The organism is Streptomyces sp. NPDC002730 (assembly GCF_042888805.1).
In the GTDB taxonomy this organism is placed as follows: Bacteria; Actinomycetota; Actinomycetes; order Streptomycetales; family Streptomycetaceae; genus Streptomyces.
The window spans coordinates 12180-36463 of record NZ_JBIAQG010000001.1 but is presented as its reverse complement, the minus strand read 5'-3'; the positions used below and the strand labels follow the sequence as shown (position 1 = coordinate 36463).

General features: G+C 67.9%; 24 protein-coding genes and 3 pseudogenes. 9 read left to right on the top strand and 18 right to left on the bottom strand.

Annotation, left to right across the window (positions count from 1 at the left end; genetic code table 11):
* Positions 1 to 43: 43 nt before the first annotated feature.
* Complete coding sequence (locus ACFYXH_RS00185) at positions 44 to 859, bottom strand: TIR domain-containing protein (protein WP_389559305.1); 816 nt, start codon at positions 857 to 859, stop codon at positions 44 to 46.
* Positions 860 to 1091: 232 nt separating this feature from the next.
* On the opposite strand from ACFYXH_RS00185, the gene ACFYXH_RS00180 reads away from it, so the two are divergent.
* Positions 1092 to 1232 (top strand): hypothetical protein, encoded by a 141-nt coding sequence (locus tag ACFYXH_RS00180; RefSeq protein ID WP_389559303.1) that lies wholly within the window; start codon positions 1092 to 1094, stop codon positions 1230 to 1232.
* Positions 1233 to 1292: 60 nt separating this feature from the next.
* Here ACFYXH_RS00180 and ACFYXH_RS00175 read toward each other — a convergent pair.
* The 3 genes and pseudogenes from ACFYXH_RS00175 to ACFYXH_RS00165 form a co-directional block, all read right to left on the bottom strand.
* Positions 1293 to 1435, bottom strand: a pseudogene (locus ACFYXH_RS00175) (RtcB family protein); the annotation flags it as partial.
* 3 nt (positions 1436 to 1438) lie between these two features.
* The gene (locus ACFYXH_RS00170; RefSeq protein ID WP_389559301.1) at positions 1439 to 2068 is read right to left on the bottom strand and encodes a hypothetical protein; all 630 of its coding nucleotides are present in this window, start codon (positions 2066 to 2068) and stop codon (positions 1439 to 1441) included.
* Between the two features lie 94 nt (positions 2069 to 2162).
* A pseudogene (locus ACFYXH_RS00165) lies at positions 2163 to 2564 on the bottom strand (RtcB family protein); the annotation flags it as partial.
* Positions 2565 to 2716: 152 nt separating this feature from the next.
* Here ACFYXH_RS00165 and ACFYXH_RS00160 point away from each other — a divergent pair.
* Positions 2717 to 3250, top strand: coding sequence for a GNAT family N-acetyltransferase (locus tag ACFYXH_RS00160; RefSeq protein ID WP_389559299.1), 534 nt, complete (start codon positions 2717 to 2719; stop codon positions 3248 to 3250).
* A 56-nt stretch (positions 3251 to 3306) separates the two neighbouring features.
* Here the strand turns inward: ACFYXH_RS00160 and ACFYXH_RS00155 are convergent, their stop codons facing one another.
* From ACFYXH_RS00155 to ACFYXH_RS00130, 6 genes are all read right to left on the bottom strand, one after another.
* A complete protein-coding gene (locus ACFYXH_RS00155; RefSeq protein WP_389559297.1) occupies positions 3307 to 3489 on the bottom strand; it encodes a hypothetical protein in 183 nt (60 codons plus the stop codon).
* A 64-nt stretch (positions 3490 to 3553) separates the two neighbouring features.
* Positions 3554 to 3988 carry a VOC family protein gene (locus ACFYXH_RS00150; protein WP_389559295.1) on the bottom strand — a complete coding sequence of 145 codons (435 nt, stop codon included), beginning with the start codon at positions 3986 to 3988 and terminating at the stop codon, positions 3554 to 3556.
* A gap of 644 nt (positions 3989 to 4632) precedes the next feature.
* Positions 4633 to 5847: an MFS transporter gene (locus ACFYXH_RS00145; protein ID WP_389559293.1), complete on the bottom strand. Its 1215-nt coding sequence runs from the start codon at positions 5845 to 5847 to the stop codon at positions 4633 to 4635.
* A gap of 2 nt (positions 5848 to 5849) precedes the next feature.
* The gene (locus tag ACFYXH_RS00140; RefSeq protein ID WP_389559291.1) at positions 5850 to 6314 is read right to left on the bottom strand and encodes an ArsI/CadI family heavy metal resistance metalloenzyme; all 465 of its coding nucleotides are present in this window, start codon (positions 6312 to 6314) and stop codon (positions 5850 to 5852) included.
* Positions 6315 to 6348: 34 nt separating this feature from the next.
* Positions 6349 to 7716 carry an NAD(P)-binding domain-containing protein gene (locus ACFYXH_RS00135; protein ID WP_389559289.1) on the bottom strand — a complete coding sequence of 456 codons (1368 nt, stop codon included), beginning with the start codon at positions 7714 to 7716 and terminating at the stop codon, positions 6349 to 6351.
* A 32-nt stretch (positions 7717 to 7748) separates the two neighbouring features.
* A complete protein-coding gene (locus ACFYXH_RS00130) occupies positions 7749 to 7916 on the bottom strand; it encodes a hypothetical protein (protein WP_389559287.1) in 168 nt (55 codons plus the stop codon).
* Positions 7917 to 7989: 73 nt separating this feature from the next.
* Between ACFYXH_RS00130 and ACFYXH_RS00125 the strand changes: the two genes are divergently transcribed.
* Positions 7990 to 8355: an ArsR/SmtB family transcription factor gene (locus tag ACFYXH_RS00125; RefSeq protein WP_389559285.1), complete on the top strand. Its 366-nt coding sequence runs from the start codon at positions 7990 to 7992 to the stop codon at positions 8353 to 8355.
* Positions 8356 to 8518: 163 nt separating this feature from the next.
* Here the strand turns inward: ACFYXH_RS00125 and ACFYXH_RS00120 are convergent, their stop codons facing one another.
* Both ACFYXH_RS00120 and ACFYXH_RS00115 read right to left on the bottom strand, forming a co-directional pair.
* Positions 8519 to 9313 (bottom strand): aquaporin, encoded by a 795-nt coding sequence (locus ACFYXH_RS00120; protein WP_389559283.1) that lies wholly within the window; start codon positions 9311 to 9313, stop codon positions 8519 to 8521.
* A 39-nt stretch (positions 9314 to 9352) separates the two neighbouring features.
* Positions 9353 to 9667, bottom strand: a complete 315-nt coding sequence (locus ACFYXH_RS00115) for an ArsR/SmtB family transcription factor (RefSeq protein ID WP_389559281.1) — start codon at positions 9665 to 9667, stop codon at positions 9353 to 9355.
* Positions 9668 to 9758: 91 nt separating this feature from the next.
* Here ACFYXH_RS00115 and ACFYXH_RS00110 point away from each other — a divergent pair, with 91 nt between their 5' ends.
* Positions 9759 to 10172, top strand: coding sequence for an arsenate reductase ArsC (locus ACFYXH_RS00110; protein WP_389559279.1), 414 nt, complete (start codon positions 9759 to 9761; stop codon positions 10170 to 10172).
* Positions 10173 to 10291: 119 nt separating this feature from the next.
* Positions 10292 to 11890 carry a restriction endonuclease gene (locus ACFYXH_RS00105; RefSeq protein ID WP_389559277.1) on the top strand — a complete coding sequence of 533 codons (1599 nt, stop codon included), beginning with the start codon at positions 10292 to 10294 and terminating at the stop codon, positions 11888 to 11890.
* Positions 11891 to 12119: 229 nt separating this feature from the next.
* Here the strand turns inward: ACFYXH_RS00105 and ACFYXH_RS00100 are convergent.
* Positions 12120 to 12536: pseudogene (locus tag ACFYXH_RS00100) on the bottom strand (RtcB family protein); the annotation flags it as partial.
* Positions 12537 to 12673: 137 nt separating this feature from the next.
* Between ACFYXH_RS00100 and ACFYXH_RS00095 the strand changes: the two are divergent.
* Positions 12674 to 13996 carry a hypothetical protein gene (locus ACFYXH_RS00095; protein WP_389559275.1) on the top strand — a complete coding sequence of 441 codons (1323 nt, stop codon included), beginning with the start codon at positions 12674 to 12676 and terminating at the stop codon, positions 13994 to 13996.
* A 22-nt stretch (positions 13997 to 14018) separates the two neighbouring features.
* On the opposite strand, the gene ACFYXH_RS00090 is transcribed toward ACFYXH_RS00095, so the two are convergent.
* From ACFYXH_RS00090 to ACFYXH_RS00075, 4 genes are all read right to left on the bottom strand, one after another.
* Entirely contained in the window at positions 14019 to 16889 is a 2871-nt protein-coding gene (locus ACFYXH_RS00090; RefSeq protein ID WP_389559273.1) for an ATP-binding protein, read from the bottom strand.
* A gap of 120 nt (positions 16890 to 17009) precedes the next feature.
* Complete coding sequence (locus tag ACFYXH_RS00085) at positions 17010 to 17249, bottom strand: integrase core domain-containing protein (RefSeq protein WP_389559271.1); 240 nt, start codon at positions 17247 to 17249, stop codon at positions 17010 to 17012.
* Between the two features lie 23 nt (positions 17250 to 17272).
* On the bottom strand, positions 17273 to 17605 hold the full coding sequence (locus tag ACFYXH_RS00080) for a DDE-type integrase/transposase/recombinase (protein WP_389559269.1): 333 nt from the start codon (positions 17603 to 17605) through the stop codon (positions 17273 to 17275).
* A 66-nt stretch (positions 17606 to 17671) separates the two neighbouring features.
* Positions 17672 to 18928 carry an RtcB family protein gene (locus tag ACFYXH_RS00075; protein WP_389559267.1) on the bottom strand — a complete coding sequence of 419 codons (1257 nt, stop codon included), beginning with the start codon at positions 18926 to 18928 and terminating at the stop codon, positions 17672 to 17674.
* A 163-nt stretch (positions 18929 to 19091) separates the two neighbouring features.
* On the opposite strand from ACFYXH_RS00075, the gene ACFYXH_RS00070 reads away from it, so the two are divergent.
* The 3 genes from ACFYXH_RS00070 (at position 19092) to ACFYXH_RS00060 (ending at position 22374) form a co-directional block, all read left to right on the top strand.
* Complete coding sequence (locus ACFYXH_RS00070) at positions 19092 to 19961, top strand: DUF3558 domain-containing protein (protein WP_389559265.1); 870 nt, start codon at positions 19092 to 19094, stop codon at positions 19959 to 19961.
* A gap of 124 nt (positions 19962 to 20085) precedes the next feature.
* Complete coding sequence (locus ACFYXH_RS00065) at positions 20086 to 20808, top strand: DUF3558 family protein (protein ID WP_389559263.1); 723 nt, start codon at positions 20086 to 20088, stop codon at positions 20806 to 20808.
* 138 nt (positions 20809 to 20946) lie between these two features.
* Complete coding sequence (locus tag ACFYXH_RS00060) at positions 20947 to 22374, top strand: DUF2637 domain-containing protein (protein ID WP_389559261.1); 1428 nt, start codon at positions 20947 to 20949, stop codon at positions 22372 to 22374.
* A 93-nt stretch (positions 22375 to 22467) separates the two neighbouring features.
* Here ACFYXH_RS00060 and lysS read toward each other — a convergent pair whose 3' ends face one another.
* Positions 22468 to 24201 (bottom strand): lysine--tRNA ligase, encoded by a 1734-nt coding sequence (gene lysS, locus ACFYXH_RS00055; protein WP_389559259.1) that lies wholly within the window; start codon positions 24199 to 24201, stop codon positions 22468 to 22470.
* Positions 24202 to 24284: the final 83 nt, after the last annotated feature.

Genomic DNA, 24284 nt, shown 5'->3' with positions numbered 1-24284 from the left:
GGCCCTCAGGGAGTCCGCCTGAGGGCCGGTGCGCGAGAGAACGTCAGCCAGTTCCGATCGAGTCAATCAGCGCGGCGATTTCCTCCGCGATCTCCTCGATGCTGTGCGTGCTCGTGTCGCGGGCGATTTTGTCGACCAACGACGGCGACTTCCTTGCTACCTCCTCCTTGCTGATCTCGTGCCAAATGGGCAGCAGGCGCTGGCTTCCGGCGACTGACTGAGTGACGATGCCGTCCAGTTCGTACTGAGCCCATCCCTTGGCGAAGAACGGCTTCGAAAGAACGACAACGCCGAAGGTGCTGCGCGCCAACCCGTAGTCGATCTTTCGGCGCAAGCTGTCGCCGATCCGAAGCACCAGTTCGTCCAGCCAGACTTCCACGCCTCGGCTCCTGAGCGCTTCGGCCAGAGGGCGAGCGACCGCTTCCTTGTCTTCACTGGCGTACGAGATGAAGACGTCCCATGCATGATCATCCTCGACCGTGGAAGCCGAGGGCGGTTCGTGCTGGATGCCGGCGAGCGGCTTCGATGCGGCGGCGGAAGCCTGGGCCGGGACCTCGGCTCTAAGCGACACGTCACGTGCCCCGGTAGCCGGTGGACGCTCCTCCGGAGGATCCGCTGGAGGGGCCGTGTTCAGCTCCTGGGCCGCTACCTGCCCGACCGTAGGGCCCGCGGCTGGTGGGCGTCCGGTCGGTTCGGTGCCGGCCGTCCCGCGTGCGGCGTCTTTGATGTTGCGCAGCGAGTTGATCGCCGCGATCACATCCTTTTCGAGTGCGGTCACTGCCGCGATCGCGTGACGCGTGACGGCATATCCGCCGGTTATCACCATGAGGACTGCCAATGCCCACGTACCTACGTTCATGGTCTCTTCTCGGGTCGGCTGCTACAAGGAGGAATGCGCGCAGATGGCGACTGCGCACACTCAATGTGCGCCATGCCCCAGCCGGACAGATCGGTCATATTAGGCATGCGTGCGGAAGCAGGGATGTTTCAGCGTCGAAGATTCACTCTCTTGGCTGCCTGCCCCCTGCGGCGTGGCCCCTTCGCGAGCTGAGCCGACTCGATGCCCGTCTCGCGTCGCGGGCGACGACACCATGTCTTGGCACCGTGGTGCGGAAACCCGTCGGAGAGAGGTCCAGGCCGAACTCCTCGCCTCCAAGGGCGAGCACAAGGAAGGTGAGGTAGAGGCGGCCAGTGCTCGCGAACGCGTCCAGATTTCGGGCGAGATCATTTGAAAGAACAGGCCCCGGACTGCCGTCAGTCCGAGGCCTGTCGGTCACGTGGTCTGCTGAAGGTCAGCCCTTGACGCAGATGACCTTCTTGAGCTTGGCAACGACCTGCACCAGGTCCCGCTGCTGGTCGATGACCTCCCGATCGGCTTGTACGCACCCGGGATCTCACCCAGACACCGGAGGCCATGCGTTGTCCTCGGCAGGTCGACTCAGTTGTCGAACCAGACGACGAGTCGAACATTGTCGTCGCCGTGCCGCGAAGCGAGCGTTTCCATCACGGTCCAGACCGGCTTCCACTCACCGTCCTCGCGGACCGCGTCCCGCCGACGGAGCGTCTCGGACCTGTAGAGCGTGTCGCCGATGAGCCATTCCGTTCCGTCGGGCCAGCTCTGCGGCGGGTCGGACGGTCGCTGCGGCAGTTGGAGCGCCTGGGCGAACCTCGCGTCCCAGGACGCTTTCCCTACGAGCGTGAGCCCGTCAGAGGTCTGCCGGTACTGGTGGATGCGGCTGTCCGGCAGTTCCGCCTGCTCATCCCAGTCAACCGCCTTGAGCTCCGCCCAGGTGATCCAGGTGGTGCCGTACGCCTGATCCGGCCACTGGGCAAGTGCGTCCAGCTCGCTACGGACAGTCTCCGACGCGTCGGCCGGCAGACCGCGTTCGGCAGCCAGGGGCCGGAAGTTGGCGTAGTTGCGCATCCCGAACAGGCAGCCGAACGCGTCGTAGTTCCGGGTGATGTTGAGGAAGAACAGGTCGATGGCGGCGCGCCAGACTGCGTCTTCCTCTTCCTCATGGAGGTGCCACGCTCGGCACTCGACGAACCCATTGATATCGGTACCCACGCGAAAACTCCCTGCTGGACAGTCGGTTCAGCGAGGAGGGGCCGCAGACGTCGCACAATGTGCGGAGTCCACGACCCCTCGACGGTAGGCGCCTTCAGCCCTTGACGCAGATGACCTGCTTCAGCTTCGCGGCCACCTCGACCAGATCCCGCTGCTGCTCCATCACCTTCTCGATCGGCTTGTACGCACCCGGGATCTCATCCACGACGCCGGAGTCCTTACGGCACTCCACACCCCGCGTCTGCTCCTCCAGGTCCCGCGTCGAGAACCGCCGCTTCGCGGCATTCCGGCTCATCTTCCGACCCGCCCCATGCGAAGCCGAGTTGAAGGACTTGGCGTTCCCGAGCCCCTTCACGATGTACGAACCGGTGCCCATCGACCCCGGAATGATTCCGAAGTCCCCGCTACCGGCGCGGATAGCGCCCTTACGGGTGACCAGCAGGTCCATGCCCTCGTACCGCTCCTCCGCCACATAGTTGTGGTGACTGCAACTGACCTGCTCACCGAGGCGAGTTCGCAGCCACCTTGCGATCTCGCCCACCACAGCGCCTGCCCCGGGTAGTCTTCACTCCTGCTGCGGGATGCACTTCACTGGCAATACCAGTACCCCGCTGACATCGACTGCACGATTTGCATTGCGAGTTCTCAATGCCATTTGACGTTCAGCCCTATCTCAAGGGCGAATTGCTCGAACTCAGGCCACTCCGCGAGGAAGACTACGGAGACCTCTATGCCGTCGCGGCGGACCCGCTCGTCTGGGAGCAGCATCCCGACCCGGAGCGGTACCAGGAAGAGGCGTTCAGCGGCTTCTTTCGCAACGCCCTGGAATCCCGAGGGGCGTTGGCCGTCATCGACCAAGGAGACCGCCGTCTCATCGGGTCCTCGCGATACCACGGATACGACGAGGAGCGGGACGAGGTCGAAATCGGCTGGACGTTCCTGGCCCGGTCACACTGGGGCGGCGTCTACAACCGTGAGCTGAAAAGGCTCATGTTGGACCATGCCTTCCGGTTCGTCAGCAGCGTCATTTTCCTTGTCGGGCCCGACAACGTGCGTTCCCAGCGTGCTGTGGAGAAGATCGGTGGCGTGCGAGCGGGCTCACGGCCCGACGGGAGCGGAAAGCAGAGCCTCCTCTACCGGATCGAGGCTTCTTCCCGGACCGGCTCAGCAGGCTCTGCCTGAGCTCGTCGGCGCCCCGGGCTGAGCGGAGGACGGCGTGTTGTCGGTGCTGCGCACGGCTAGAGCTGGGTCTCCTCGATCCGTCGCAGCCTCCGGTAGTCGGTGACTATCTGCGCCGGATCACCGGAGATCAGATAGACGAACCCGGGGACGTCGCGACATCGATGGTGCGCGTTCCCTCCGCGATGCTCGGCATCGCCCGACTGCACAACCTCGCCCTCACGGGATAACTCCCGCCCCACACGAGACCATCTGTAAGAGAGGCCCAAGGAAGACTGCTCCCCACCTCGCCGGCTCGGTGGATGCTCAGTCGAGACAGAACTCGTTGCCCTCGATGTCCTGCATCCCGAGGCACGACTCATTGTCGTCATCGGCAAGCAGTAGTCGCCCGCGTACCGCGCCGAGCGGGACCAGTCGTGCGCACTCGGCCTCAAGTGCGGCCAGGCGCTCTTCACCCACGAGCCCGGTGCCGACCCGCACGTCAAGATGCAGCCGATTCTTGACGACCTTGCCTTCGGGGACGCGCTGGAAGTACATTCGCGGGCCCACACCTGAGGGATCCATGCAGACAAACCCTGAACCCTGGCGCTCAGGCGGCAGCGAGCGACTGAAATCGTCCCAAGTAGCAAACCCCTCCGGTGGCGGCGGTACGACATACCCCAACACCTCGCACCAGAAACGAGCGACGCGCTCAGGTTCTGCGCAGTCGAAGGTGACTTGGAACTGCTTGATCGATGACATCGGCGCACCATAGCAGGGGGACTCTGTTGCTCATTTCCCCAGGTGGATCCGCATGTTGTCGGGAGGATGGCCTCTGCGGGCCGCTGCCGTGTCGTGCGGTCGCAGGGGGTGAACCGATGTCGATGCCTCCAAGGGGTTGCTCGCCGTTCCGGACCACCGCGGCCACGGCCCTCGCTGCGTTTCCCGACGACAGCCTGCCGACCCGGGGCAGCACCTACGGAGACGATTCCTCCCGAGTGAGGACCGGAACCGCACCCACCCCGAGCCGCTCACGCCCGCGACCCCGCCAGGCCCTCGGCCACCTTGGACATCAGCTGATCAAACCGGACAGCCCGCGAGGACGACACAGCCCCGGCGGCGTAGCCCACCGGTGGGACCCAGGATCCAATCCCGACCAACGACCCTTATGCCAAAGATTAGTTGCGGGACAACCCTTAACCGACCCGATAACTCCCTGCTGGAAGCTGATCACACCAGGGCGGTACTCGACGGTCCTCATCTGGCCTTCGGCATCCTCCTGCTGACTACAACTGACCTGCTCAGTAGGACGAGTTCGCGGCCGCGTACTCGCGCGTCGCGTTAAAGACGTTGCCGCAGCCGCACCCCGCGCGTCCGAAGAGAGGAGCGCCGCGGGGGGAACCATTTCAGCGGCTTCGAGCGAGACGGCCTGAACAGAGGGCGAGGACGGCCGCCAGTGCGGAACCCATTGCGAGGACGAGGAACAGGCCGTCGTAGCCGCCCAGCACGCCGGCCATTGCGGCACCGGCCCAGGGGGCGAGGGACGCTGCCACGGTTGCTGGCGCGATGAGTAGCGCGGAGAGTCGGCCGTAGTCTGCGGTCCCCCAGCGGTCTGCTACGGCAGTGGCCTGGAGCAGGGTGAGGTTGCCTCGTACGACCCCGGCGAAGATCGCGAGCACGATCAGGAGCGGGATCGGGCCGGAGATCATGGCGAGCGCGGCCGTGGTGGCTCCGCCCGCGGCGATCAGGATTGCTGTGCGCGAGGTGACACGGGTGCGGCGGGCCAGGGCGGCGTAGAGGGTTCGCCCCAGTGTCTGGCCTGCCCCGCCAAGTCCCAGGGTCCATGCCGCTGTTGTGGGATGGGCGCCGCGTTCGGTGAGCAGGGGTACCAGGCCGAAGACGACGGCGTACATCGCGAACCCGGACAGGGTGAAGGCGGTGGCGAGAAGCAGGAAGGGGCCACTCCGGGCGATCGGCGTCCTGCTGGACGTCAGCCGTGGGGGTGGCGCCGGTGGCCAAGGCGCACGCAACGCGAGCGCGTGGGCGGGGATCGTGACCAGGGCGAGGATCGCCGCCAGTACGAGGTAGGTCGTGCGCCAGCTGAGGTGATCAGCCAGGACGGCTGTGAGCGGTGCGAAGACGGTGCTGGCGAGGCCGCCGGCCAGCGTGACGATGGTCAGGGCGCGGACGCGGTCCTCTCCCCACCAGCGGGTCACTGCGGCGAAGGCCGGTTGGTAGAACGTGGACGCCATAGCGAGACCGGCCAACAGCCAGGCTGCGGTGAAGACATACAGGTTCGGGGCTGCGGCGATGGCCAGGACCGAGACGACTGCCAGCAATGACCCGGTGGTCATCACGGCGCGGGGGCCGCGTCGGTCCAGGATCCGGCCCACGGGGATTCCGGCGAGAGCCGAGACCAGCAGTGCGGCGGAGAACGCGGCGGTGGCTGCGGTCACGGACCAGCCAGTGTCGCGTGTCAGGCGCGGTAGCAGCACGGGGAATGCGTAGTAGACGATGCCCCAGCTGGTGATTTGTGTGGCGCACAGGGCGGGCAGCACGGCGCGGGGCCGCGACCGGTCCCCTGTTCCGGTCGCGGCCTCGCTGGTGTGGAGGTCGGTCATGTTCAGCAACAGCCGCCGGACGCGACCGGCTCGGGTGCCTCAGGGTCGATGGCTGCGTTTTCAGTGCAGCAGGTGCTGCCCTGCTGCTTGGTCAGGCTGTCGGCGTCGGCTTTGACGACGTAGACCTCCCAGGGTTCTTGGCCGGGTCCGTGGACCCAGACTTTGTCCTGGAGGGCGTAGCAGCAGGTGGTGTCCTGCTCCACGTCGGTTTCGAGGCCTGATGCGCCGAGCCGGGCGGTGGCGGCGTTGACCGCCTCGGAGGAGTCGACTTCGACGCCGAGGTGGTCCATACGGGTGGCCTCGCCCGGGCTGCCCTCGATGAGGACGAGCTTGAGCGGGGGTTCGACGATGGCGAAGTTGGCGTAGCCGTCACGGCGCTTGGCCGGTGCGGTGCCGAACAGCTTGGTGTAGAAGGCGACGGACGCCTCAAGGTCGGGCACACGCAGGGCGAGTTGAACGCGGGACATGGTGAGCCTCCTGCTGATTTGGGTGGACCGGCCGTCAGCAGCCGCCGGATGCGGCCGGTGCTCCGATGCCGATCTGGAGGGTGGTGGGGGTGGCGCAGCAGCCTCCGCCGTCGGCATCCGCCTTGGTGCTGTCGGGCTCGTCGAAGAGTCCGGCGCCGCCACACACTCCGGTTTCGGGGAGGGTGAGTTCGACCCGGTCGGCTGCTTCGGCGTCGCCGGCGACGGCGGCTGCGACGGAGCGGACCTGCTCGTAGCCGGTCATGGCCAGGAACGTCGGGGCGCGGCCGTAGGACTTCATGCCGACCAGGTAGATGCCCTGCTCGGGGTGGGAGAGCTCGCGGTGGCCGTGCGGGTAGACGGTGCCGCAGGAGTGCTGGTTGGGGTCGATTAGCGGGGCGAGGTCGACGGGGGCCTGGAGGCGCTCGTCGAGGCCGAGGCGGAGTTCGTCGAGGAAGGTGAGGTCGGGGCGGAAGCCGGTGAGGACGATGACCTCGTCCACCGGGTCCAGACGCTGTCCGTCCTCGCCGACGAGGATCAGTCGGCCGTCGCCGTTGCGCTCGATCGTGTCGGTGCGGAAGCCGGTGACGGCATCCGCGTAGCCATTGTCGACGGCGGCCTTCGCCGCGAGGCCGAGGGCGCCACGGGCGGGCAGTTGGTCCGCTTCGCCGCCACCGAAGGTGGAGCCGGAGATGCCTCGGCGAAGGATCCACACGCCGTGCGTGCCGGTGCCGTCGGCGGACTGGGCGAGGTCGGCCAGGTAGGCGAGGGCGGTGAACGCGGAGGCGCCGGAGCCGATGACGGCGGTGCGCTTTCCTGCGTAACGGCCACGGACCGCAGGGTCCTTGAGGTCGGGGACGCGGTAGGTGATGCGATCGGCTGCCGCCTTCTCGCCGAGGGCAGGAAGGCCACTGCCACCGGCCGGGCTGGGGGTGGTCCACGTCCCGGAAGCATCGATCACGGCGCGAGCGAAGATTCTCTCCTCGCTGCCGTCGGCCGTGCTGACGTGCACGACGAACGGCTGCTTGTCCCGGTCGGCGTCGACGATACGGTCGCGGCCGACGCGGGAGACCCCGGTGACGGTGGCGCCCAGGCGCACGCGCTCGCCCAGGACGTCGGCGAGCGGCTGGAGGTACTGCTCGGCCCAGTCCCCGCCGGTCGGGTAGGTGGCGGCGTCGGGCTTGACCCAGCCGGCGGGGGCCAGCAGCTTCTCCGCGGCGTGGTCGGTGACCTCGCCCCAGGTGGAGAACAGGCGCACGTGGGACCACTCGCGCACCGCGGACCCGGCTGCTTCGCCTGCTTCCAGGACCAGAGGTTCGAGGCCCTGCTCGAGGAGGTGGGCGGCGGCTGCCAGACCGGCGGGTCCGGCTCCGATGACGACGACGGGGAGCTGCTGCTCGGTCATGGTGGTCAGTCTCCAGAAGTGGGTGCGAGGAATCAGCGGGCGGAGAGGACGGTCAGCTGGGTGCGCTGGCGGTGAGCGGTGGCCCGGCAGGTGGTGTCGCAGACCTGCCCGCGGCCGTCGCGGAAGCTGATGCCGGCCAGGTGACGGGCCTCGCGGCGGGCCCGTGCGGTGGTGAGCGCGGTACGGATCAGTCCTGCCATGACAACCCCTTGTATCGATATCTGTCGATGTCTGGAGCTTGCCACTTGCATCGACGAGTGTCAACATAGACGCATGTCGAAGTCTGAGATGGTGGAGCTGCCGCTCCTGGATGCCGAGGCCGCGGTGCCGTGCTGCCCGCCGATCACCGCCGGGGAGCTCTCCCCGGACGACGCGGAGAAGATGGCCGCCATGTTCAAGGCGCTGTCCGACCCGGTGCGACTGCGCCTGTTCTCGCGTATCGCCTCATACCCGGGCGGGGAGGCATGCGTGTGCGACATCTCCGACGTCGGCGTCTCGCAGCCGACGGTCTCGCATCACCTGAAGAAGCTGCGCGAGGCGGGGCTCCTGACATCCGAGCGACGCGGGACGTGGGTCTACTACCAGGTGGCCCCGTCCGTGGTCGCGGCCATGTCCGCCATGCTCGACCTGCGCACCTGACCACCCAGCGACCCGCTGTCAGCCCGTGCAGTCGAGCGGGCAGCAGCGCAGCGGTACTCCTTGAGCGCAGCCAGGCGACCGGCCGTGCTGACGCTGTCGGCGCGAGCCGACCCGATCGCCGCCCTCGCGCCGCCACCGATCACCACCACATCTGCAAGCCGCGTCATGCCGCAGGCGTACCCGCGTCCGGCTTGCCGCGCATGAAGACGACCGCCACCAGGGCCAGCCCCACCACCGCACCGACGAGCTGCACGGCGACGAACGCCGGAACGGAGGCCGGGGCGATGCCCGCGAACGTGTCGGTGAACGCCCGGCCGATCGTCACAGCCGGATTCGCGAAGGACGTGGAGGAGGTGAACCAGTACGCCGCGCCAATGTAGGAGGCAACCGCGACGGGGGCGGAGCGTAGACGGTCGGTGCGGGCCAGGCCGAAGATCAACAGGATCAGGCCGGCGGTCGCGACGACTTCGCCGAGCAGCAGGTTCCCGGCCGATCGGTCGCGTGTGGACCACTTCACCAGCGGCTCGCCGAACATCGCGTCCGCCAGGACGGCGCCCACGATCGCGCCCACGATCTGCGACGGCACGTACACCGCCAGCTCGCGGGCATTGACGCCAGCTCCGCCGCGGCGGGCCGTCCACCACTCTGCCAGCGTCACCGCCGGGTTGAAGTGCGCCCCGGAGACCGGACCGAGCAGCGCGATCAGCACTCCGAGGCCGAAGACGGTGGCCGTGGAATTGGCAAGGAGCTGAAGGCCCACGTCCCTCGTCAGGTTGGTGGCCTGGATGCCGGAGCCGACGACGATCGCAACGAGGGCTGCGGTGCCGACGAGCTCGGCGGCGGCACGGGCGAACAGCGGGGTGCGGGGCGGCGTAGCGCCGGGTGCGGGCTGAGGCGCGTCGGCAGCCACGACAGACTCCGCTGCGGCGGCGGTGCCGACGGGCTCGATAGCAGTCAAGGCAGGTTCTCCCGGGGCAGGCGAGGCAGAGCACGGAAACTAGGGGCAGGACCGCTTGAGGTTCGCTTCGGCGGTGGCACGCGCGGTCCGGGCGAGGCCGGCGAACTGACCGGCGAGCGCATCGATGACATCCGGGCGCAGGCGGTAGTAGGTGAACCGTCCGCAGGGCTCCGTCTCCACGACCCCGGCCTCGCGGAGCACCTTCAGGTGGTTGGAGAGGTTCGTCTGCCTGGCACCCGTCTCCTCTACGAGGTGGGTGGTGCAGAGCGTCTCCTGGGCGAGAAGGGTCACGATCTGGAGCCTGAGCGGGTCGGCCAGCACCCGGATCAGGTCAGTGTCGACTGACGTCATCATGGACTGATATTTTCACATCAGTGGCGACTGACGCCATCGGGTGCCGATGTCACGTGTGCCTGATTCGTCGCGAGACAAGAGAGACCTCCTGATGTCCGAGAAGCCGTCTGTGCTGTTCGTCTGTGTCCACAACGCCGGCCGTTCCCAGATGGCCGCCGGCTGGCTCGGCCACCTGGCCGGAGACCGGATCGAGGTCCGCTCCGCCGGCTCCGCCCCTGCCGACCAGGTCAACCCGGCCGCGATCGAGGCGATGCGCGAGGTCGGCATCGACATCACCGCCGAGACCCCCAAAATCCTCACCATCGACGCGGTCAAGGCGTCGGACGTCTGCATCACCATGGGCTGCGGCGACACCTGCCCCGTCTTCCCCGGCAAGCGCTACCTCGACTGGACGCTGGAAGACCCGGCCGGCCAGGGCGTCGAGGCCGTCCGCCCGATCCGCGACGAGATCAAGAAGCTCGTCGAGGGACTCATCACCGAGATCGAAGCGGAGACCGCCAAGTGAGCCTCTCCACCGACATGCGCAGCAGCAGTAGTGCCCAAGCAGGCTCGCGGCATGCGTGATTCCGGGACGATCGCAGGGAATGCACGTCTCGTAGCTGCGGGAGAGCTGGAGGGCGACGGGTGGCGCGCAGTGGCGGTGGTCGAGGCAGTGAGTACGAACGGCAGCAGCAAGCACTACGACGCACTCAGGAACAGCAGGCACGCCAGGCGGAGAGAGCCCGCAAGGCAGCGGAGGCTGCCAGCAAGAAACGCGAACGGGAGCGGAAGGCGGCGCACGAGCAGCAGCAGGCAGAGCTGGCGCGCGCCCGCACCATCGGCGTCGAGCACGAGGTTGAGCAACTGGGGAAGTTACTACGTGACGCCCTGGTAAGCGATCCTCCCACCTCGTTTGAGCGTCGGCGTAGAACGCACGTGCCTGGAGCCTTGGATGAGCGGGCCTGGTCTCGTCCCGAACCCGCTCCCCGCTGGGAAGAGTTCGCACCCCCAGAGCCAGGCGGCCTCTCCGCCGTCCTGGGACTCGGCAGAAAGCGTTATGAAGCCGAGGTGGCCGCAGCACGCGCACGCTTTGGTGAGGCAGAGGAGCGGCACCAAAGAGCCGAAGAGAAGCGACGGGCGACACTCGAACGAAAGCGAGCGGACCACCGCCAGGCGGAGCAGCGAGCCCTCGCTGAAATGAAGGCCTTCAACGACCAGTTGGACGAGGACCGAGAGGCCTACCGAAGCGGAGATCCAGCGGCGGTCGAGGGCCACCTTGGGGCCGTGCTGGACGCCTCGTCCTATCCGGAGGGCTTCCCCCATAGGCATCGGATCGCCTTCCGCCCCGCCACCGGGGACGTGCTTGTCGAGATCCAGCTGCCCCCAGAGGCGATCGTTCCTGCGGCGCGCGGCTACAAGTACGTAAAGACCCGGGATGAAACAACTGTGGTGCCGCGTGCGGAGAAGGAGCGCAAGGAGCTCTACTCATCTGTCCTGGCTCAAGTCGCTCTGCGGACCGTCCACGAAGTACTGACCAGCGATCCGGACCGGATCATCAGCGGTGTCACTCTCAACGGGCACGTGAACACTATCGATCGCGCCACGGGCCAAGAGGTCTCTCCCTGCCTGGTCACTCTCAGCGCCAGCAGGGATCAATTCGGGACACTCCGACTCAGCCAGGTGGACCCAGCGGCATGTCTCAAGGGCCTCAACGCACTGGTGTCTCCCAATCCCTATGACCTAGAACCCATCAAACCCATCATCGAGTTCGACCTGTCGAAATATCGCTTGATGGACAGCATGGATGTCGTAGCCGGCCTCGACAGCAGACCAGTGCTGGTGAAACTGACGCCCACAGAGTTCGAGCATCTGATCCGGCAACTGTTCGAGGCGATCGGCATGGAGGCGTGGAACACACAGGCATCCAAGGACGAGGGCGTTGACGCTGTAGCGGTCAGCAAGGACCCAGTCTTCAACGGCGAGTGCATCATCCAAGCCAAGCGATACAGCAAGCTGGTCGGCGTCGAGTCAGTCCAAGCACTCGCTGGCGTCGTGGAGCACAAACGAGCCGCAAAGGGAGTGCTGATCACCACCTCCTGGTTCGGAAGGGCAAGCCACGACTTCGCCCGGCAGCACGGCCGTCTGCAGCTCATCGAAGGACCAGAACTCAAATACTTGATCAAGGAACACCTGGGCAAGGACGTCATCCCTGGTCCTGTTCCCCCGAAGCGCCGACCGAGATAACCCCAGCCGGTGGGTCCGCGAGGGAGAACGCGGTGCCGTGCGAGACGCGGGCGGCCCGCAGACATCAAACATGTCGAGATGCCGCCGAAAGCGACTCCACAGAGGGCAGGAAAGCAACGGGTCAGACCATACTCGCCACTTTGCCAGCAGGGTCTGACACCGAGCTGACAGCAAGGAGCCCCGAACTCCTGTGAGTCCGGGGCCCTTCGATCAGGTGGCGTGCTGTACCTCAGCCCTTGACGCAGATGACCTGCTTGAGCTTCGCGACGACCTGCACCAGGTCCCGCTGCTGCTCCATCACCTTCTCGATCGGCTTGTACGCACCCGGGATCTCATCCACGACGCCGGAGTCCTTACGGCACTCCACACCCCGCGTCTGCTCCTCCAGGTCCCGCGTCGAGAACCGCCGCTTCGCCGCGCTACGGCTCATCTTCCGACCCGCCCCGTGCGAAGCCGAGTTGAAGGACTTGGCGTTCCCGAGCCCCTTCACGATGTACGAACCGGTGCCCATCGACCCCGGAATGATTCCGAAGTCCCCGCTACCGGCGCGGATAGCGCCCTTACGGGTGACCAGCAGGTCCATGCCCTCGTACCGCTCCTCCGCCACATAGTTGTGGTGCCTACAACTGACCAGCTCCTCCAGGCGAGTTCGCGGCGGCCGCGCGCCCCGCAGAACGCGACGCCGGAGGTGTAGGGGGTTCCCTCATGCTTCGGCCGGTCCGACACGGAACGCTGATCAAGGCAATTGGCTGCCGTGGCGGCGAACCGAACAGAAGGACACCCATGAGACGTCTCTCCGTAATCCGCAACGCAGGGCGCGCAGTGCTCGCGTCGGGAATCGTCGCGGCGCTGCTATCGGGCGGCGTCGCGCATGCCACGGATGCCGAACCGAAGCCGGCAGGCACGGCACCGATCAGCAACTCCGCCAGCGGGCCGTCGATCTCCGCCGACGGCCGCTACGTGGCTTTCGCTTCGCTGGCAAGGGACCTGGTGCCCGGCGATACCAACCGAGCGGACGACGTGTTCGTGCGCGACCGGCAGACCGGCGTCATCACCAGGGTCAGCGTCGACTCCGCGGGCAACCAGGCCAACAACGTGAGCCGGAATCCGTCGATCTCCGCCGACGGCCGCTACGTCGCGTTCGAGTCCTTCGCGACGAACCTGGTGGCCGGTGACACCAACCGCTACCGCGACATTTTCGTGCACGACCTGCAGTCCGGTGAGACGACCAGGGTCAGCGTCGGAAGCCACGACGAGCAGAGCGACAGTGAGGGTTCCCATCCGTCGATCTCCGCCGACGGCCGGTTCGTCGCGTTCGACTCTCCCGCGTCGAACCTGGTGTTCGGCGACACCAACGACATCCACGACGTCTTCGTGCGGGACCGGCAGACCGGTGAGACCACCAGGGTCAGCGTCGATTCGAACGGTCGCCAGGGCGACGACATCAGCCAACTGCCGTCGATTTCGGCAGACGGGCGCTACGTCGCTTTCTCCTCCGGGGCGAAGACACTGTCCCTGTTCCCCGACAACAACCACGCGGACGACGTGTTCGTGCACGATCGGCTGACCGGGTACACCGACCGGATCAGCGTCGGTCCCGACGGCAACGAAGGCAATTCCGCCAGTCGCACGGCGACCATCTCGGCCGACGGCCGCTTCGTCGCGTTCGAATCCACGGCGTCGAATCTGGTGGCGGGCGACACCGGCGGTCCGATCGACACCGACATCTTCCTGTACGACCGGGTTACCCGGACGACGACGCAGGTGAACCTTGGCCCCAATGGCCTGAGCGACAGCAAGACCCCCGGCCAGGAGCGGACGACGCTCTCCGCCGACGGCCGCTACATCGCGTTCGTGTCCGGCGAGGACAAGCTGGTCACCGGCGACACCAACTCAAGCTGGGACGTGTACGTGCGAGACCGGGTGACCGCCACCACGACCAGGGTCAGCGTCGCCAATGACGGCTCGCAGAGCGATGGGTACAGCTACAGCCCCTCGATTTCGGCCGACGGCCACCACGTCGCTTTCACAACCAGCGCGACGAACCTGGGCGGTGACGGCACCAGCCGGAAGTTCAACCTGTACGTACGCGGCCTCGGCAACTGAGTTGTTGGCTGCCGTGGCGTCCTCAATCACGCGCCACGGCGGCCCACACGCCGGCCAGAGCAGCACGACCGGAGACGCCGACCTTCGCGTAGGCCCGGCCCAGGTGGACTTCGACGGTCTTGGGACTCAGATGCAGCCGGAGGCCGATGTCCCGGTTGGTCAGGCCGTCCGAGACCAGGTTGACGATCTCGACCTCACGGGCGGTCAAGTCGAACCGCTCGGCGCCGCTTTCGGGCCGGGGGCCGCGCGCGTTCAGGCGCCGCTCCTCGCGCGCGACCTGAGGCAGGAACAGTTGTGCGTCACACCGGGTGAACAACGCACGGGCGGACACGAGGTGCGCACGGGCCTGGTCGATCGCCCCGCTGCCGCCGAACGCCGTCGCGGCGAGCAAGTGCGCCCGCCCGGCCTCCACGGCCGCTCCGATCCGGCCGAACGTGCCGGCAGCGGCGACAGCGAGCGGTGCGGCTGCCGCCGGATCCGTTGGCAGCGTGGCGATCGCGCGGGCCTGCTGTGCCATGGCGGTGCGCAGCGGAAGCTCGAGCTGGCCGGCCGCGTCCTCCGCTCGGTCGGCCCATGCCACGGCCGCGGCAACCCGGCCGGCTGCGACCTCCGCCTCCGTGAGCATCAGGTACACCAATGGCCTGGTGCGCAGGCCCACCGCGGGCAGCTCGGTCCCACCGCCACTGGTGAGCAGCAGCTCGATGCAAGCGTGCGGATCACCCGAGTGCAACATCGCCTGCGCCAGCATTGCCTCGGCCTGGCCACTGCGCCAGGAACTCATGGCCGTCGCCTGGTCGTCGACGATGATGGCCTCCTTACCCAGGCGGATGGCCTCGGCCAGGTCGCCGCGCCAGGTGGTGATCCAGCACCCGAAGGTCAACGCCATGACGCGCAGCTCCTCACTGCCGGTCAGTTCCGCCGACTCCAGGCTGTCGTCGAAGCAGGTCGTCGCCGCCGCCAGCTCGCCGAGGTAGGCATGCACCATGCCGCGGATCGCGGTCAGCAGCGCGATCTTGTGGGACTGCCTGCTCGCGCGAGCCAGTTGCAGGCCACGGCTCATGTGCCGGCTCGCCGCCATGAGCCGGTCGGCGGAGACTTCCGACCAGCTCAGCCAGAACGCCGCATCGATGTCGCGGACCAGGTCGCTGTCGGGCAGCGCGTCCAGGAGTGCGGCCGCCTCGTCCAGCCGGTCCGCCCGCCGGTCGATGAGCGTTGCAGCCGACAACGCCGTCGCCAGCAGCATCGGATCCCCGACTTCCCGCGCGGCGGCGATCGCCTCGGCCACGCGGTCCTGTCCGTGCTCGCGCTCGACACTTTCACCGGCAACGAGCGCGACGAGCAGGAAGGCCGCCGAGTGGGCGTCAACACCTTCGACGCGTCTCCACTCGCTGTGTAGCATCGCCCTGGCCTCGGTGTAGCGCCCGAGAATCTGCTCCACCGTCGCACAGGCCCGCGCTGTCTGTGCCCGGATCTGGGTGAGTTCGGCAGGCAGGAGCCGCAGCACCTCGTGCATGGTTTCCCTGGCCTGCCGCAGGTCGCCCGTGGCACCGAGTGCGTGTGCCAGCCGGCCGAGCAGGATCAGGCGCTGCGGCGTGGCCGACTCCGAGTCGGGGAACAACCGGATGGCCGCCCGCAGGAAGTGCCCGGCGGTCGCCGGCGTGGTGTGCATCGTCGCCTCGGCCGCCTCGGTGAGCGCCGCGACCGCCTCGAGGTCACCGCGGACGGCGGATCGCTCCACGTGCCGGGCGAACTCGGCCGGCGGCGCGCCCCGGCTCCGGAGTGCCGACGCGGCCCGGCCGTGTGCCTGAAGCCGCCAGCCCGGACCGGCGTCCTGGTAGGCGACGCTGCGCACCAGCGGATGCCGGTACCGGAACCGGCCGGTCGCGCCGTCCAGCCGCACCAAGTCGCGCTCGGCGAGCCGATCGAGCGCGGCGAGCACGGACCCGGCGTCCATTGCCGCCGTTTCGGCGAGCGAATCAGCCTCGAAGTCGTCACCCACGACCGCGGCGGCGTGCGCGACGACGCGCTCTTGCGGGGTCAGCGCGGCCAACTCGGCGGCGAGCACCGCGTGGACCGCCACCGGGATCGCACCGTCGGGGTGGAGCGCCGTATCACCGACGGCGATACCCCGCTCACCCGCCCGCACCAGGGCTTCCAGGTAGAACGGGTTTCCGCCACTGGCCTGGTAAAGCTCTTCCCGCCGGGAACGGCCCAGACCTTCCGGCATGAGGTGGCCGGCATCGGCTTGGCTCAGTGGTGCGAGTTCCAGCAGCTCGGCCCCTCCGTCGGTCGCGGCGCGGGAGAGCGCGTGCCACAGCCGCAGCGACGTCTGCCGGGGCCTGCCCGCCAATGCCAAGACCAGCCGCGCCTGGGGCGGGTGGCGCAACAGGTGGTCGAGCAGCTCGACCGAACCCTCGTCCGCCCAGTGCAGATCGTCGAAGACGAGCACCAGCCCGGACGGCTCGGCGACCAGCTCCAGCAACGCCCGAACCGCCCGGTGCAGCCGGTACCGCTCCGCGTCGACCAGGTCGGCGGGGCCGGCGGCGGGAATCGCCGGGAACACGGACGCGAGAAGTGCGAGCTGCTGTTGCCCGAGGGCGGCGAGACGCTCCGGGCCCAGCTCGGCGAGCTGGTCGTCGAGCGCGTTGACGAACACACCGAACGGGATGTGGGACTCGAACTCCGCCGCGCGTGCGCTGCGGACCGTCCATCCTGCTGTGTTCGCGAGCTTCCCCAGCTCCGTCAGCAGCCGGCTCTTGCCGATCCCCGGTTCACCGGTGACCGCGACGCACCCGGTGCCACCTTCGCCCGCCAGCACCGCGCGCAGGATCGCGACTTCTCGCGCCCGGCCGGGAAATCCGCCGACGGGTTCCCCTCTCACTTCGGCTGTCATGCTGGCGTCGACTCACTTTCCGTCTCGACCAGGCGATGGTCTCGACACTCACGCGCCCTCAGCAGGGGCCCACCCGATCACAGGCCGTGAAGTTCCCCCCTGATCTTGGACAGCGTGTTCTTACGCTGCGGGGGGGGTGAAGTCGTGCTGCAGCCTGGTCCGGGTTTCGAGGGGGGTGAGGTACCCGAACTCGGGGTGTCTGCGGAACGTGGTGCGGTTGTACTCGACCTCGATGAAGCGGAAGACGTCTGCGCGGGCCGCGTCGCGGCTCTCCCAGAGGGTGGTGCCGATCTCCGCTTTCAGCAGTCCGAAGAAGCTCTCCGCTGCGGCGTTATCGTAGCATATGACAGTTCTTCCCATGCTCTGCCTCAGATCCAACTCCCTTACCAGAGCACGGAATTCACCGCTCGTATACTCGCTGCCGCGGCGGTGTGCATGATGCAGCCGGCCTGGAGCGCGCCCCGGCCGGCGGCCATGCGCAGGGCGTCGGTGACCAGCTCGGCGCGGTGGTGCTCGGCCATCGCGTACCCGATGACTTCGCGGGTCGCCAGGTCGATCACCGTGGCCAGGAACCACCAGCCCTCGACCGTCGCCAGATGCGTGATGTCCCCGACCAGCTTCGTGCCGGGCCGTGCGGCGGTGAAGTCCCGCCCGACCAGGTCCGGAGCCGGGGCGGCCTTGATGTCCTGCATGGTCAGGTGGCGGCTTACAGACACCCCAACGAGCGGAAGGCCCGGACTGCTATCAGTCTGGGGCTTGTCGATCAGGTGGTGTGCTGTTCCTCAGCCCTTCACACAAATGACCTGCTTGAGCTTCGCGACGACCTGCACCAGGTCCCGCTGCTGCTCCATCACCTTCTCGATCGGCTTGTACGCACCCGGGATCTCATCCACGACGCCGGAGTCCTTACGGCACTCCACACCCCGCGTCTGCTCCTCCAGGTCCTTCGTCGAGAACCGCCGCTTCGCCGCGTTCCGGCTCATCTTCCGGCCGGCCCCATGCGACGCCGAGTTGAACGACTTCGGGTTTCCGAGGCCGCGGACGATGTACGAGCCGGTGCCCATCGAGCCCGGGATGATCCCCCACTCCCCCGAGCCCGCACTGATCGCACCCTTCCGGGTAACCAGCAGATCCATGCCCTCATACCGCTCTTCACTGACATAGTTGTGATGGCAGCTGATCACACCAGGGCGGTACTCGACGGTCCTCATCTGACCTTCGGCATCCTCCTGCTGGCAGGAGATCACCGGCTCGAAGGTCACCTTCGCCTTCTTGAACTCCTTGCGGACCACTTCCTGGAAGAGCCCCATCATGATCGCGCGGTTGTACTTCGCGTACTCCTGCGCCCAGAAGAGGTCATTCCGGTACGCCGCCATCTGCGGGGTGTCCGAGATGAAAACCGCCAGGTCGCGGTCTACCAGACCCTGGTTGTGCGGCAGCTTCTGCGCCTCGCCGATATGGAAGTCGGCCAGTTCCTTGCCGATGTTCCGGGATCCGGAGTGCAGCATCAGCCAGACGGAACCCGATTCGTCGAGACAGAACTCGACAAAATGGTTCCCGGATCCCAGCGTTCCCATCTGCTTCGTCGCACGAGCCTGACGGAACTTGACCGCATCGGCCACCCCATCGAACCGGCTCCAGAAGTCGTCCCATCCGCCCGTCGGGAAACCGTGTATCCGGCCCGGATCCACCGGGTCGTCGTGCATCCCCCGGCCGACCGGAATCGCCTGCTCGATCTTGGCGCGGAGCCGGGAAAGGTCACCCGGCAGGTCGTTCGCGGTGAGCGATGTCTTCACGGCCGACATACCGCAGCCGATATCGACTCCGACTGCCGCCGGGCAGACCGCCCCGTGCATCGCGATCACCGAGCCGACCGTCGCGCCCTTGCCGTAGTGGACGTCCGGCATCACGGCCAGACCCTTGATCCAGGGCAGGGTTGCAACGTTCTGCAGCTGCTGCATCGCGCCGCCCTCGACCTTCGACGGGTCGGTCCACATCCGGATCGGGACATTCGCGCCCGGTACCTCTACATACGACATAACCCCTCGATTCCCCCGTAAAAGTCTAAAACGCAAAATCCGGCACCAAGGACCGCAAAAGACTCAACGGACCGGCATCCACGGCAGCGTGTGCGATAGACATTGTGTCCAGCGGCCGCCATCGGGCGGCAACCGTTTTTCTTCCCGAAGGGAGCCTGGGACCGTGCAACGAAAGGCGTACGTACCCGGCCTGGCGGCGCTCCTCGTTGCGCTCGTCGCCGGCTGCACCGCCGGCACCGGCACCGACGGCTCCGCCACCGACTCCAAGGCGGGCGGGGCCAAGTCCTCCGCCGCACCCCCGGGCAAGTACCGCACCCTCCGCGAGCCCTGCCGCTCCGTCGAGCGCTCCACCCTCAAGGACCTGCTGCCCGGTGCCGCCGAGCTGCCCGAGGAACAGCAGCAGAACGTGTACCGCGGTACGGCCGCCGTCACCTACGACACCGACCGCCGCGTCGGCTGCAGCTGGAAGGCCGACGCCCCGTACGCCTCCCACCACCTCACGGTCGACTTCGAGCGAGTCGTCTCCTACGACGGGGCGGTGAGCGACGAGGACCGGGCGCAGGAGGTCTTCGCGGAGAAGCAGGCCGGGGCCTCGCTGCCGGTCGCCGTCGACCCCCGTGACGAGAAAGGGCAGGAGTCCACGGCCCCCACCGCGTCCCCCACAAAGTCCACGACACCGGCGGCACCTACGGCACCTACGCCGTCCAGGGCACCCGCGACTCCGCCGGCGACACCATCCACACCGGCGGGCACAGGAACGCCATCGGGCACCGGCACCGCCGACGGACTTGAGCCGCGCGTGCTCGAGAACCTCGGCGACGCCGCCTTCCTCGACGACGTCCTCACCGGGGCCGGGGCCGTTTCCACCGCCCAGCGCCGCACCGTGAGCGTGGTCTTCCGCACATCGAACGTCATCGTGACCATCGTGTACGCCGAGCAGCCGGCCGTGACGACAGGGGTTCCGGACAGCAAGGAACTGCAGGAAAAGGCACAGGGTCTGGCCCGCGGACTCGTCGAGCAGTTCACCGACTGAGCGGGTCCGCAGACGCACGTACGTATCCGGAGACACGCCCGTGGACGGGCCATGTCCGCGTACCGTGTCCTCGCCGACCGGACCGCACGACAACCGGACCGTACGACAATCGACTGAAGGAACCATGCACCGTTCAGCCCCGCGACTCACCCGCATACTCGCCTGCGCAGCCGTCCCGGTGATGCTTGTCGTCGCCGGCTGCTCGTCGGACTCCGCCAGCGACAGCAAGAAGGACTCGTCCTCCTCCGCCTCCTCCCCGGATGCGCAGAAGCAGAAGCCTGCGACCGTCGCACCCGCGAAGTACTCCAAGCTTCCCGAGCCCTGCAAGACGATCTCCGCGAAGACGATCGAGCGGCTGGTGCCGGAGACCAAGGTCAAGTCGGGCACCGCCGGCAACTCCACGGACACCGCCAACCGCGGCAGCTGCTCCTGGAACGGTCTGGAGGACAACGGCGTCAAGGGCTCGCAGTACCGCTGGCTCGATGTCTCCTTCCTCCGGTACGCATCCGAGTCGTCCCTCGGTGTCAGCGGCGAGAAGCGCGCCGAGGACAGCTACGCCAAGGAGATCTCCAAGGCGAAGTCCGCGGAGGGCGCCAAGAGCGTGCGGAGCTCGCCCGCGACCGGCGTCGGCGAAGCGGCGACGGCCGTCGGCTACGAGCTGAAGAAGACCGGCGAGGACTTCACCTACGCGACGATCGTGGCGCGCACCGGCAATGTCGTGATCACGCTCACCTACAACGGCACCGGCTACGCGGGCGCAAAGAGCCCGTCCGCCTCCGACCTGATGAAGGACGCCGTGACGGCTGCGAAGGAGGCTGTGGCCTCGGTCACCGCCGCCAACAAGTAGGTACCGCCAAGTAGGTTCCGCACCGGGCAGGTTCCGCACCGGGCCGGTTGACAGGGCCCGTCGCTCCCCGGAGGGACGGGCTCCGCAAGCATGTGCCAGGCTGTGCCCGCTGGATTCGAAAACGGGAGGGGATCGCGGGTGGCCGCGATGCAGCTGACACGCACGCACCGCATACTCATCGGGCTCGTCGTCGCAGGCGCGGTGATCATCGCCGCGATCGGCTTCGCGGGGTCGTACGCCGCCGTACGCGAGCTCGCCGTGAGGAAGGGCTTCGGCAACTTCTCTCTCGTCTTCCCGATCGGCATCGACGCGGGTATCTGCGTCCTCCTCGCCCTGGATCTGCTGCTGACCTGGCTGCGCATCCCCTTCCCGCTGCTGCGTCAGACGGCCTGGCTGCTCACCGTCGCCACCATCGCCTTCAACGGCGCGGCGTCCTGGCCCGACCCGCTCGGCGTCGGCATGCACGCGGTGATTCCGGTCCTGTTCGTCGTCTCGGTCGAGGCGGCGCGGCACGCGGTGGGCCGGATCGCGGACATCACGGCCGACAAGCACATGGAGGGTGTACGTCTCACCCGCTGGCTGCTGTCCCCGATACCCACATTCAAACTGTGGCGCCGGATGAAGCTGTGGGAGCTGCGCAGTTACGAGCAGGTCATCAAGCTCGAGCAGGACCGGCTGATCTACCAGGCCCGCCTTCAGGCCCGCTTCGGACGGGCGTGGCGCCGCAAGGCACCGGTGGAGTCGCTGATGCCGCTGCGCCTCGCGAAGTACGGCGTACCCCTGGCGGAGACGGCTCCCGCTGGGCTGGCCGCGGCGGGCATCGAGCCGGCGCTGCTCCCGCCGGCACCGGCACCGGCACCGCAGCCCCAGCCCCAGCTGCCGCGGGCGCAGGCCCAGGGCCAGGAGCCCGGCGGGCAGGAGTGGCCCCAGGAGCACGAGGAGTACGAGCAGTACGAGCAGTACGACGGCCAGGGCCAGATCCCGGGTGGCCAGGGTCAGGTCCAGGGCCAGGGCCAGGGAGACCAGCAGTACGCGGAGCAGCAGTACCCGCAGGAGAACCACGAGAGCCCCTGGTTCGCGGCTCCGCAGGTGCCGCAGGACGCGTACGAGAGTGCGTTCAACCCGACGTACGTCGAGGGACTGGAGCCCACCCCGGTGCGCGTCCCGGCAGGCCCCGGCCGCACCCGCCCCCTCGGCGGCGTCGTCCCCGGCCAGCGCACGGACGACCGGACCCAGGCCCAGTACGCCGAGCCCGGCCCGGCCGCCGGGCAGGAGCCGCCGGCCGAGGCGTACGCCGACCCGGAGGAGGCCGAGGAACTTCCGGTGTCCGGTCTGCCCGACGACCTCACACGCGAGGAGGCGTACTTCAACGCCTTCCGCAAGTACGTCAGTGAGCACGGCGACTTCCCGAACGCCCGGCAGTTCGGCCTCTACCTGATGGACCTCTACGGCATCACCGGCCGCACCGGCGGCCCGCTGAGCGAGAGCTCGCTCAGGGGCTATCTGCGGGACTTCCGCTACCGCTACCAGACGGAACTGGACGCGGACGCGGAACACATCGCGTAACCAAAGCTCGCGGCAACGCCGGAGGGCCCTCGTCCGATCCCCGGACGAGGGCCCTCCGTACAGCGGCAGCCACAGCGGCAGCCACGGCAGCAGCTACGCGCCGAGCAGCTTGCGCACCCGCTCCGCCCCCACCGCCAGCAGCAGCGTCGGCAGTCGCGGCCCGGTGTCCTTGCCGACCAGCAGGTGGTAGAGCAGCGCGAAGAAGGACCGCTGCGCGGCCTTCAGCTCCGGCGTGGGCTTGGCGTCGGGCTCCAGGCCCGCCAGCACCTTCGGCACGCCGTAGACCAGCGTCGTCAGACCGTCCAGCGACCAGTGCGTGTCCAGCCCCTCCAGGAGCAGCCGCAGCGACTCGCGCCCCTGGTCGTCCAGCGAGCCGAGCAGCTCCGTGTCCGGCTCCTCGCGGACCAGGGTGCGCTGGTCGGCCGGGACCTGGGTGGTGATCCAGTTCTCGGCGCGGTCCAGCCGCGGCCGGGCCTCGTCCAGCGAGGACAGCGGGTTCGCCGGGTCCAGGTCGCTCAGGATCCGGATCGTCTGCTCGTCGTGCCCCGCCGTGATGTCGACGACAGAGGCGAGCGTCCGGTACGGCAGGGGGCGCGGCGTACGCGGCAGCTCACCCGCGGCCGTCCGCGCGGCCCGCGAGTGCGCCGCGGCGTCCGCCGGCAGCGCGGTCCCGTCCGCGACCTTGGCCTCCAGCTTGTCCCACTCGTCGTACAGCCGCTGGATCTCCTGGTCGAAGGCGATCTTGAAGGACTGGTTCGGCTTGCGGCGCGCGTACAGCCAGCGCAGCAGCGGCGCCTCCATGATCTTCAGCGCATCGGCCGGCGTCGGCACACCGCCCCGGGACGACGACATCTTCGCCATCCCGGAGATTCCCACGAACGCGTACATCGGACCGATCGGCTGGACGCCGTCGAAGATCTCGCGCACGATCTGCCCGCCGACGACGAACGAGGATCCCGGCGAGGAGTGGTCGACACCGCTCGGCTCGAAGATCACGCCCTCGTACGCCCAGCGCATCGGCCAGTCGACCTTCCAGACCAGCTTGCCGCGGTTGAACTCGCTCAGCCGCACGGTCTCGCCGAAGCCGCAGGCCGTGCAGGTGTACACGAGCTCGGTCGTCTCGTCGTCGTACGAAGTGACGGTGGTCAGGTCCTTCTCGCACTGGCCGCAGTACGGCTTGTACGGGAAGTAGCCGCCGACACCGCCGCTGCCGTCGTCCTCGGCGGCCGCGCCGGAACCCTCCGCCGCCTCCAGCTCCGCCTCGTCCACCGGCTTCTGCGACTTCTTCGCGGGAGCCTTCTTGGTCCGGTACTGGTCGAGGATCGCGTCGATCTTGCCCCGGTTCTTCATCGCGTGCAGGACCTGCTCGCGGTAGACGCCGGAGGTGTACTGCTCGGTCTGGCTGATGCCGTCGTACTCGACACCCAGCTCGGCCAACGCCTCGACCATCGCGGCCTTGAAGTGCTCGGCCCAGTTCGAATACGCCGACCCGGCCGGCGCGGGCACCGAGGTGAGCGGCTTGCCGATGTGCTCGCCCCACGAGTCGTCCACGCCGGGGACCCCGGCCGGCACCTTGCGGTACCGGTCGTAGTCGTCCCAGGAGATCAGATGCCGGACCTCGTACCCGCGCCGCCGGATCTCGTCCGCGACCAGGTGCGGGGTCATCACCTCACGGAGATTGCCCAGGTGAATCGGGCCGGACGGCGACAGACCGGACGCGACGACGACCGGTTTGCCAGGCGCACGTCGCTCCGACTCGGCGATGACCTCGTCCGCGAAACGGGAGACCCAGTCGGTCTCGGTGCTGCTCTGAGCCACGATCGGCACGTCCTTGAATGCTTGGGGTTCTCTTGGGGTTCTCGACAGGCGTCGTACGCCATTGTCCCAGACGGAACGCCCCACTCGGAGGT

Bases quoted from the DNA above. Each gene is read 5' to 3' on its own strand.
- ACFYXH_RS00185 (WP_389559305.1), bottom strand. From the start codon at position 859: ATGAACGTAGGTACGTGGGCATTGGCAGTCCTCATGGTGATAACCGGC.
- ACFYXH_RS00180 (WP_389559303.1), top strand. From the start codon at position 1,092: ATGTCTTGGCACCGTGGTGCGGAAACCCGTCGGAGAGAGGTCCAGGCC.
- ACFYXH_RS00160 (WP_389559299.1), top strand. From the start codon at position 2,717: ATGCCATTTGACGTTCAGCCCTATCTCAAGGGCGAATTGCTCGAACTC.
- ACFYXH_RS00150 (WP_389559295.1), bottom strand. From the start codon at position 3,988: ATGTCATCGATCAAGCAGTTCCAAGTCACCTTCGACTGCGCAGAACCT.
- ACFYXH_RS00145 (WP_389559293.1), bottom strand. From the start codon at position 5,847: ATGACCGACCTCCACACCAGCGAGGCCGCGACCGGAACAGGGGACCGG.
- ACFYXH_RS00140 (WP_389559291.1), bottom strand. From the start codon at position 6,314: ATGTCCCGCGTTCAACTCGCCCTGCGTGTGCCCGACCTTGAGGCGTCC.
- ACFYXH_RS00135 (WP_389559289.1), bottom strand. From the start codon at position 7,716: ATGACCGAGCAGCAGCTCCCCGTCGTCGTCATCGGAGCCGGACCCGCC.
- ACFYXH_RS00130 (WP_389559287.1), bottom strand. From the start codon at position 7,916: ATGGCAGGACTGATCCGTACCGCGCTCACCACCGCACGGGCCCGCCGC.
- ACFYXH_RS00125 (WP_389559285.1), top strand. From the start codon at position 7,990: ATGTCGAAGTCTGAGATGGTGGAGCTGCCGCTCCTGGATGCCGAGGCC.
- ACFYXH_RS00115 (WP_389559281.1), bottom strand. From the start codon at position 9,667: ATGATGACGTCAGTCGACACTGACCTGATCCGGGTGCTGGCCGACCCG.
- ACFYXH_RS00110 (WP_389559279.1), top strand. From the start codon at position 9,759: ATGTCCGAGAAGCCGTCTGTGCTGTTCGTCTGTGTCCACAACGCCGGC.
- ACFYXH_RS00095 (WP_389559275.1), top strand. From the start codon at position 12,674: ATGAGACGTCTCTCCGTAATCCGCAACGCAGGGCGCGCAGTGCTCGCG.
- ACFYXH_RS00090 (WP_389559273.1), bottom strand. From the start codon at position 16,889: ATGACAGCCGAAGTGAGAGGGGAACCCGTCGGCGGATTTCCCGGCCGG.
- ACFYXH_RS00085 (WP_389559271.1), bottom strand. From the start codon at position 17,249: ATGGGAAGAACTGTCATATGCTACGATAACGCCGCAGCGGAGAGCTTC.
- ACFYXH_RS00075 (WP_389559267.1), bottom strand. From the start codon at position 18,928: ATGTCGTATGTAGAGGTACCGGGCGCGAATGTCCCGATCCGGATGTGG.
- ACFYXH_RS00065 (WP_389559263.1), top strand. From the start codon at position 20,086: ATGCACCGTTCAGCCCCGCGACTCACCCGCATACTCGCCTGCGCAGCC.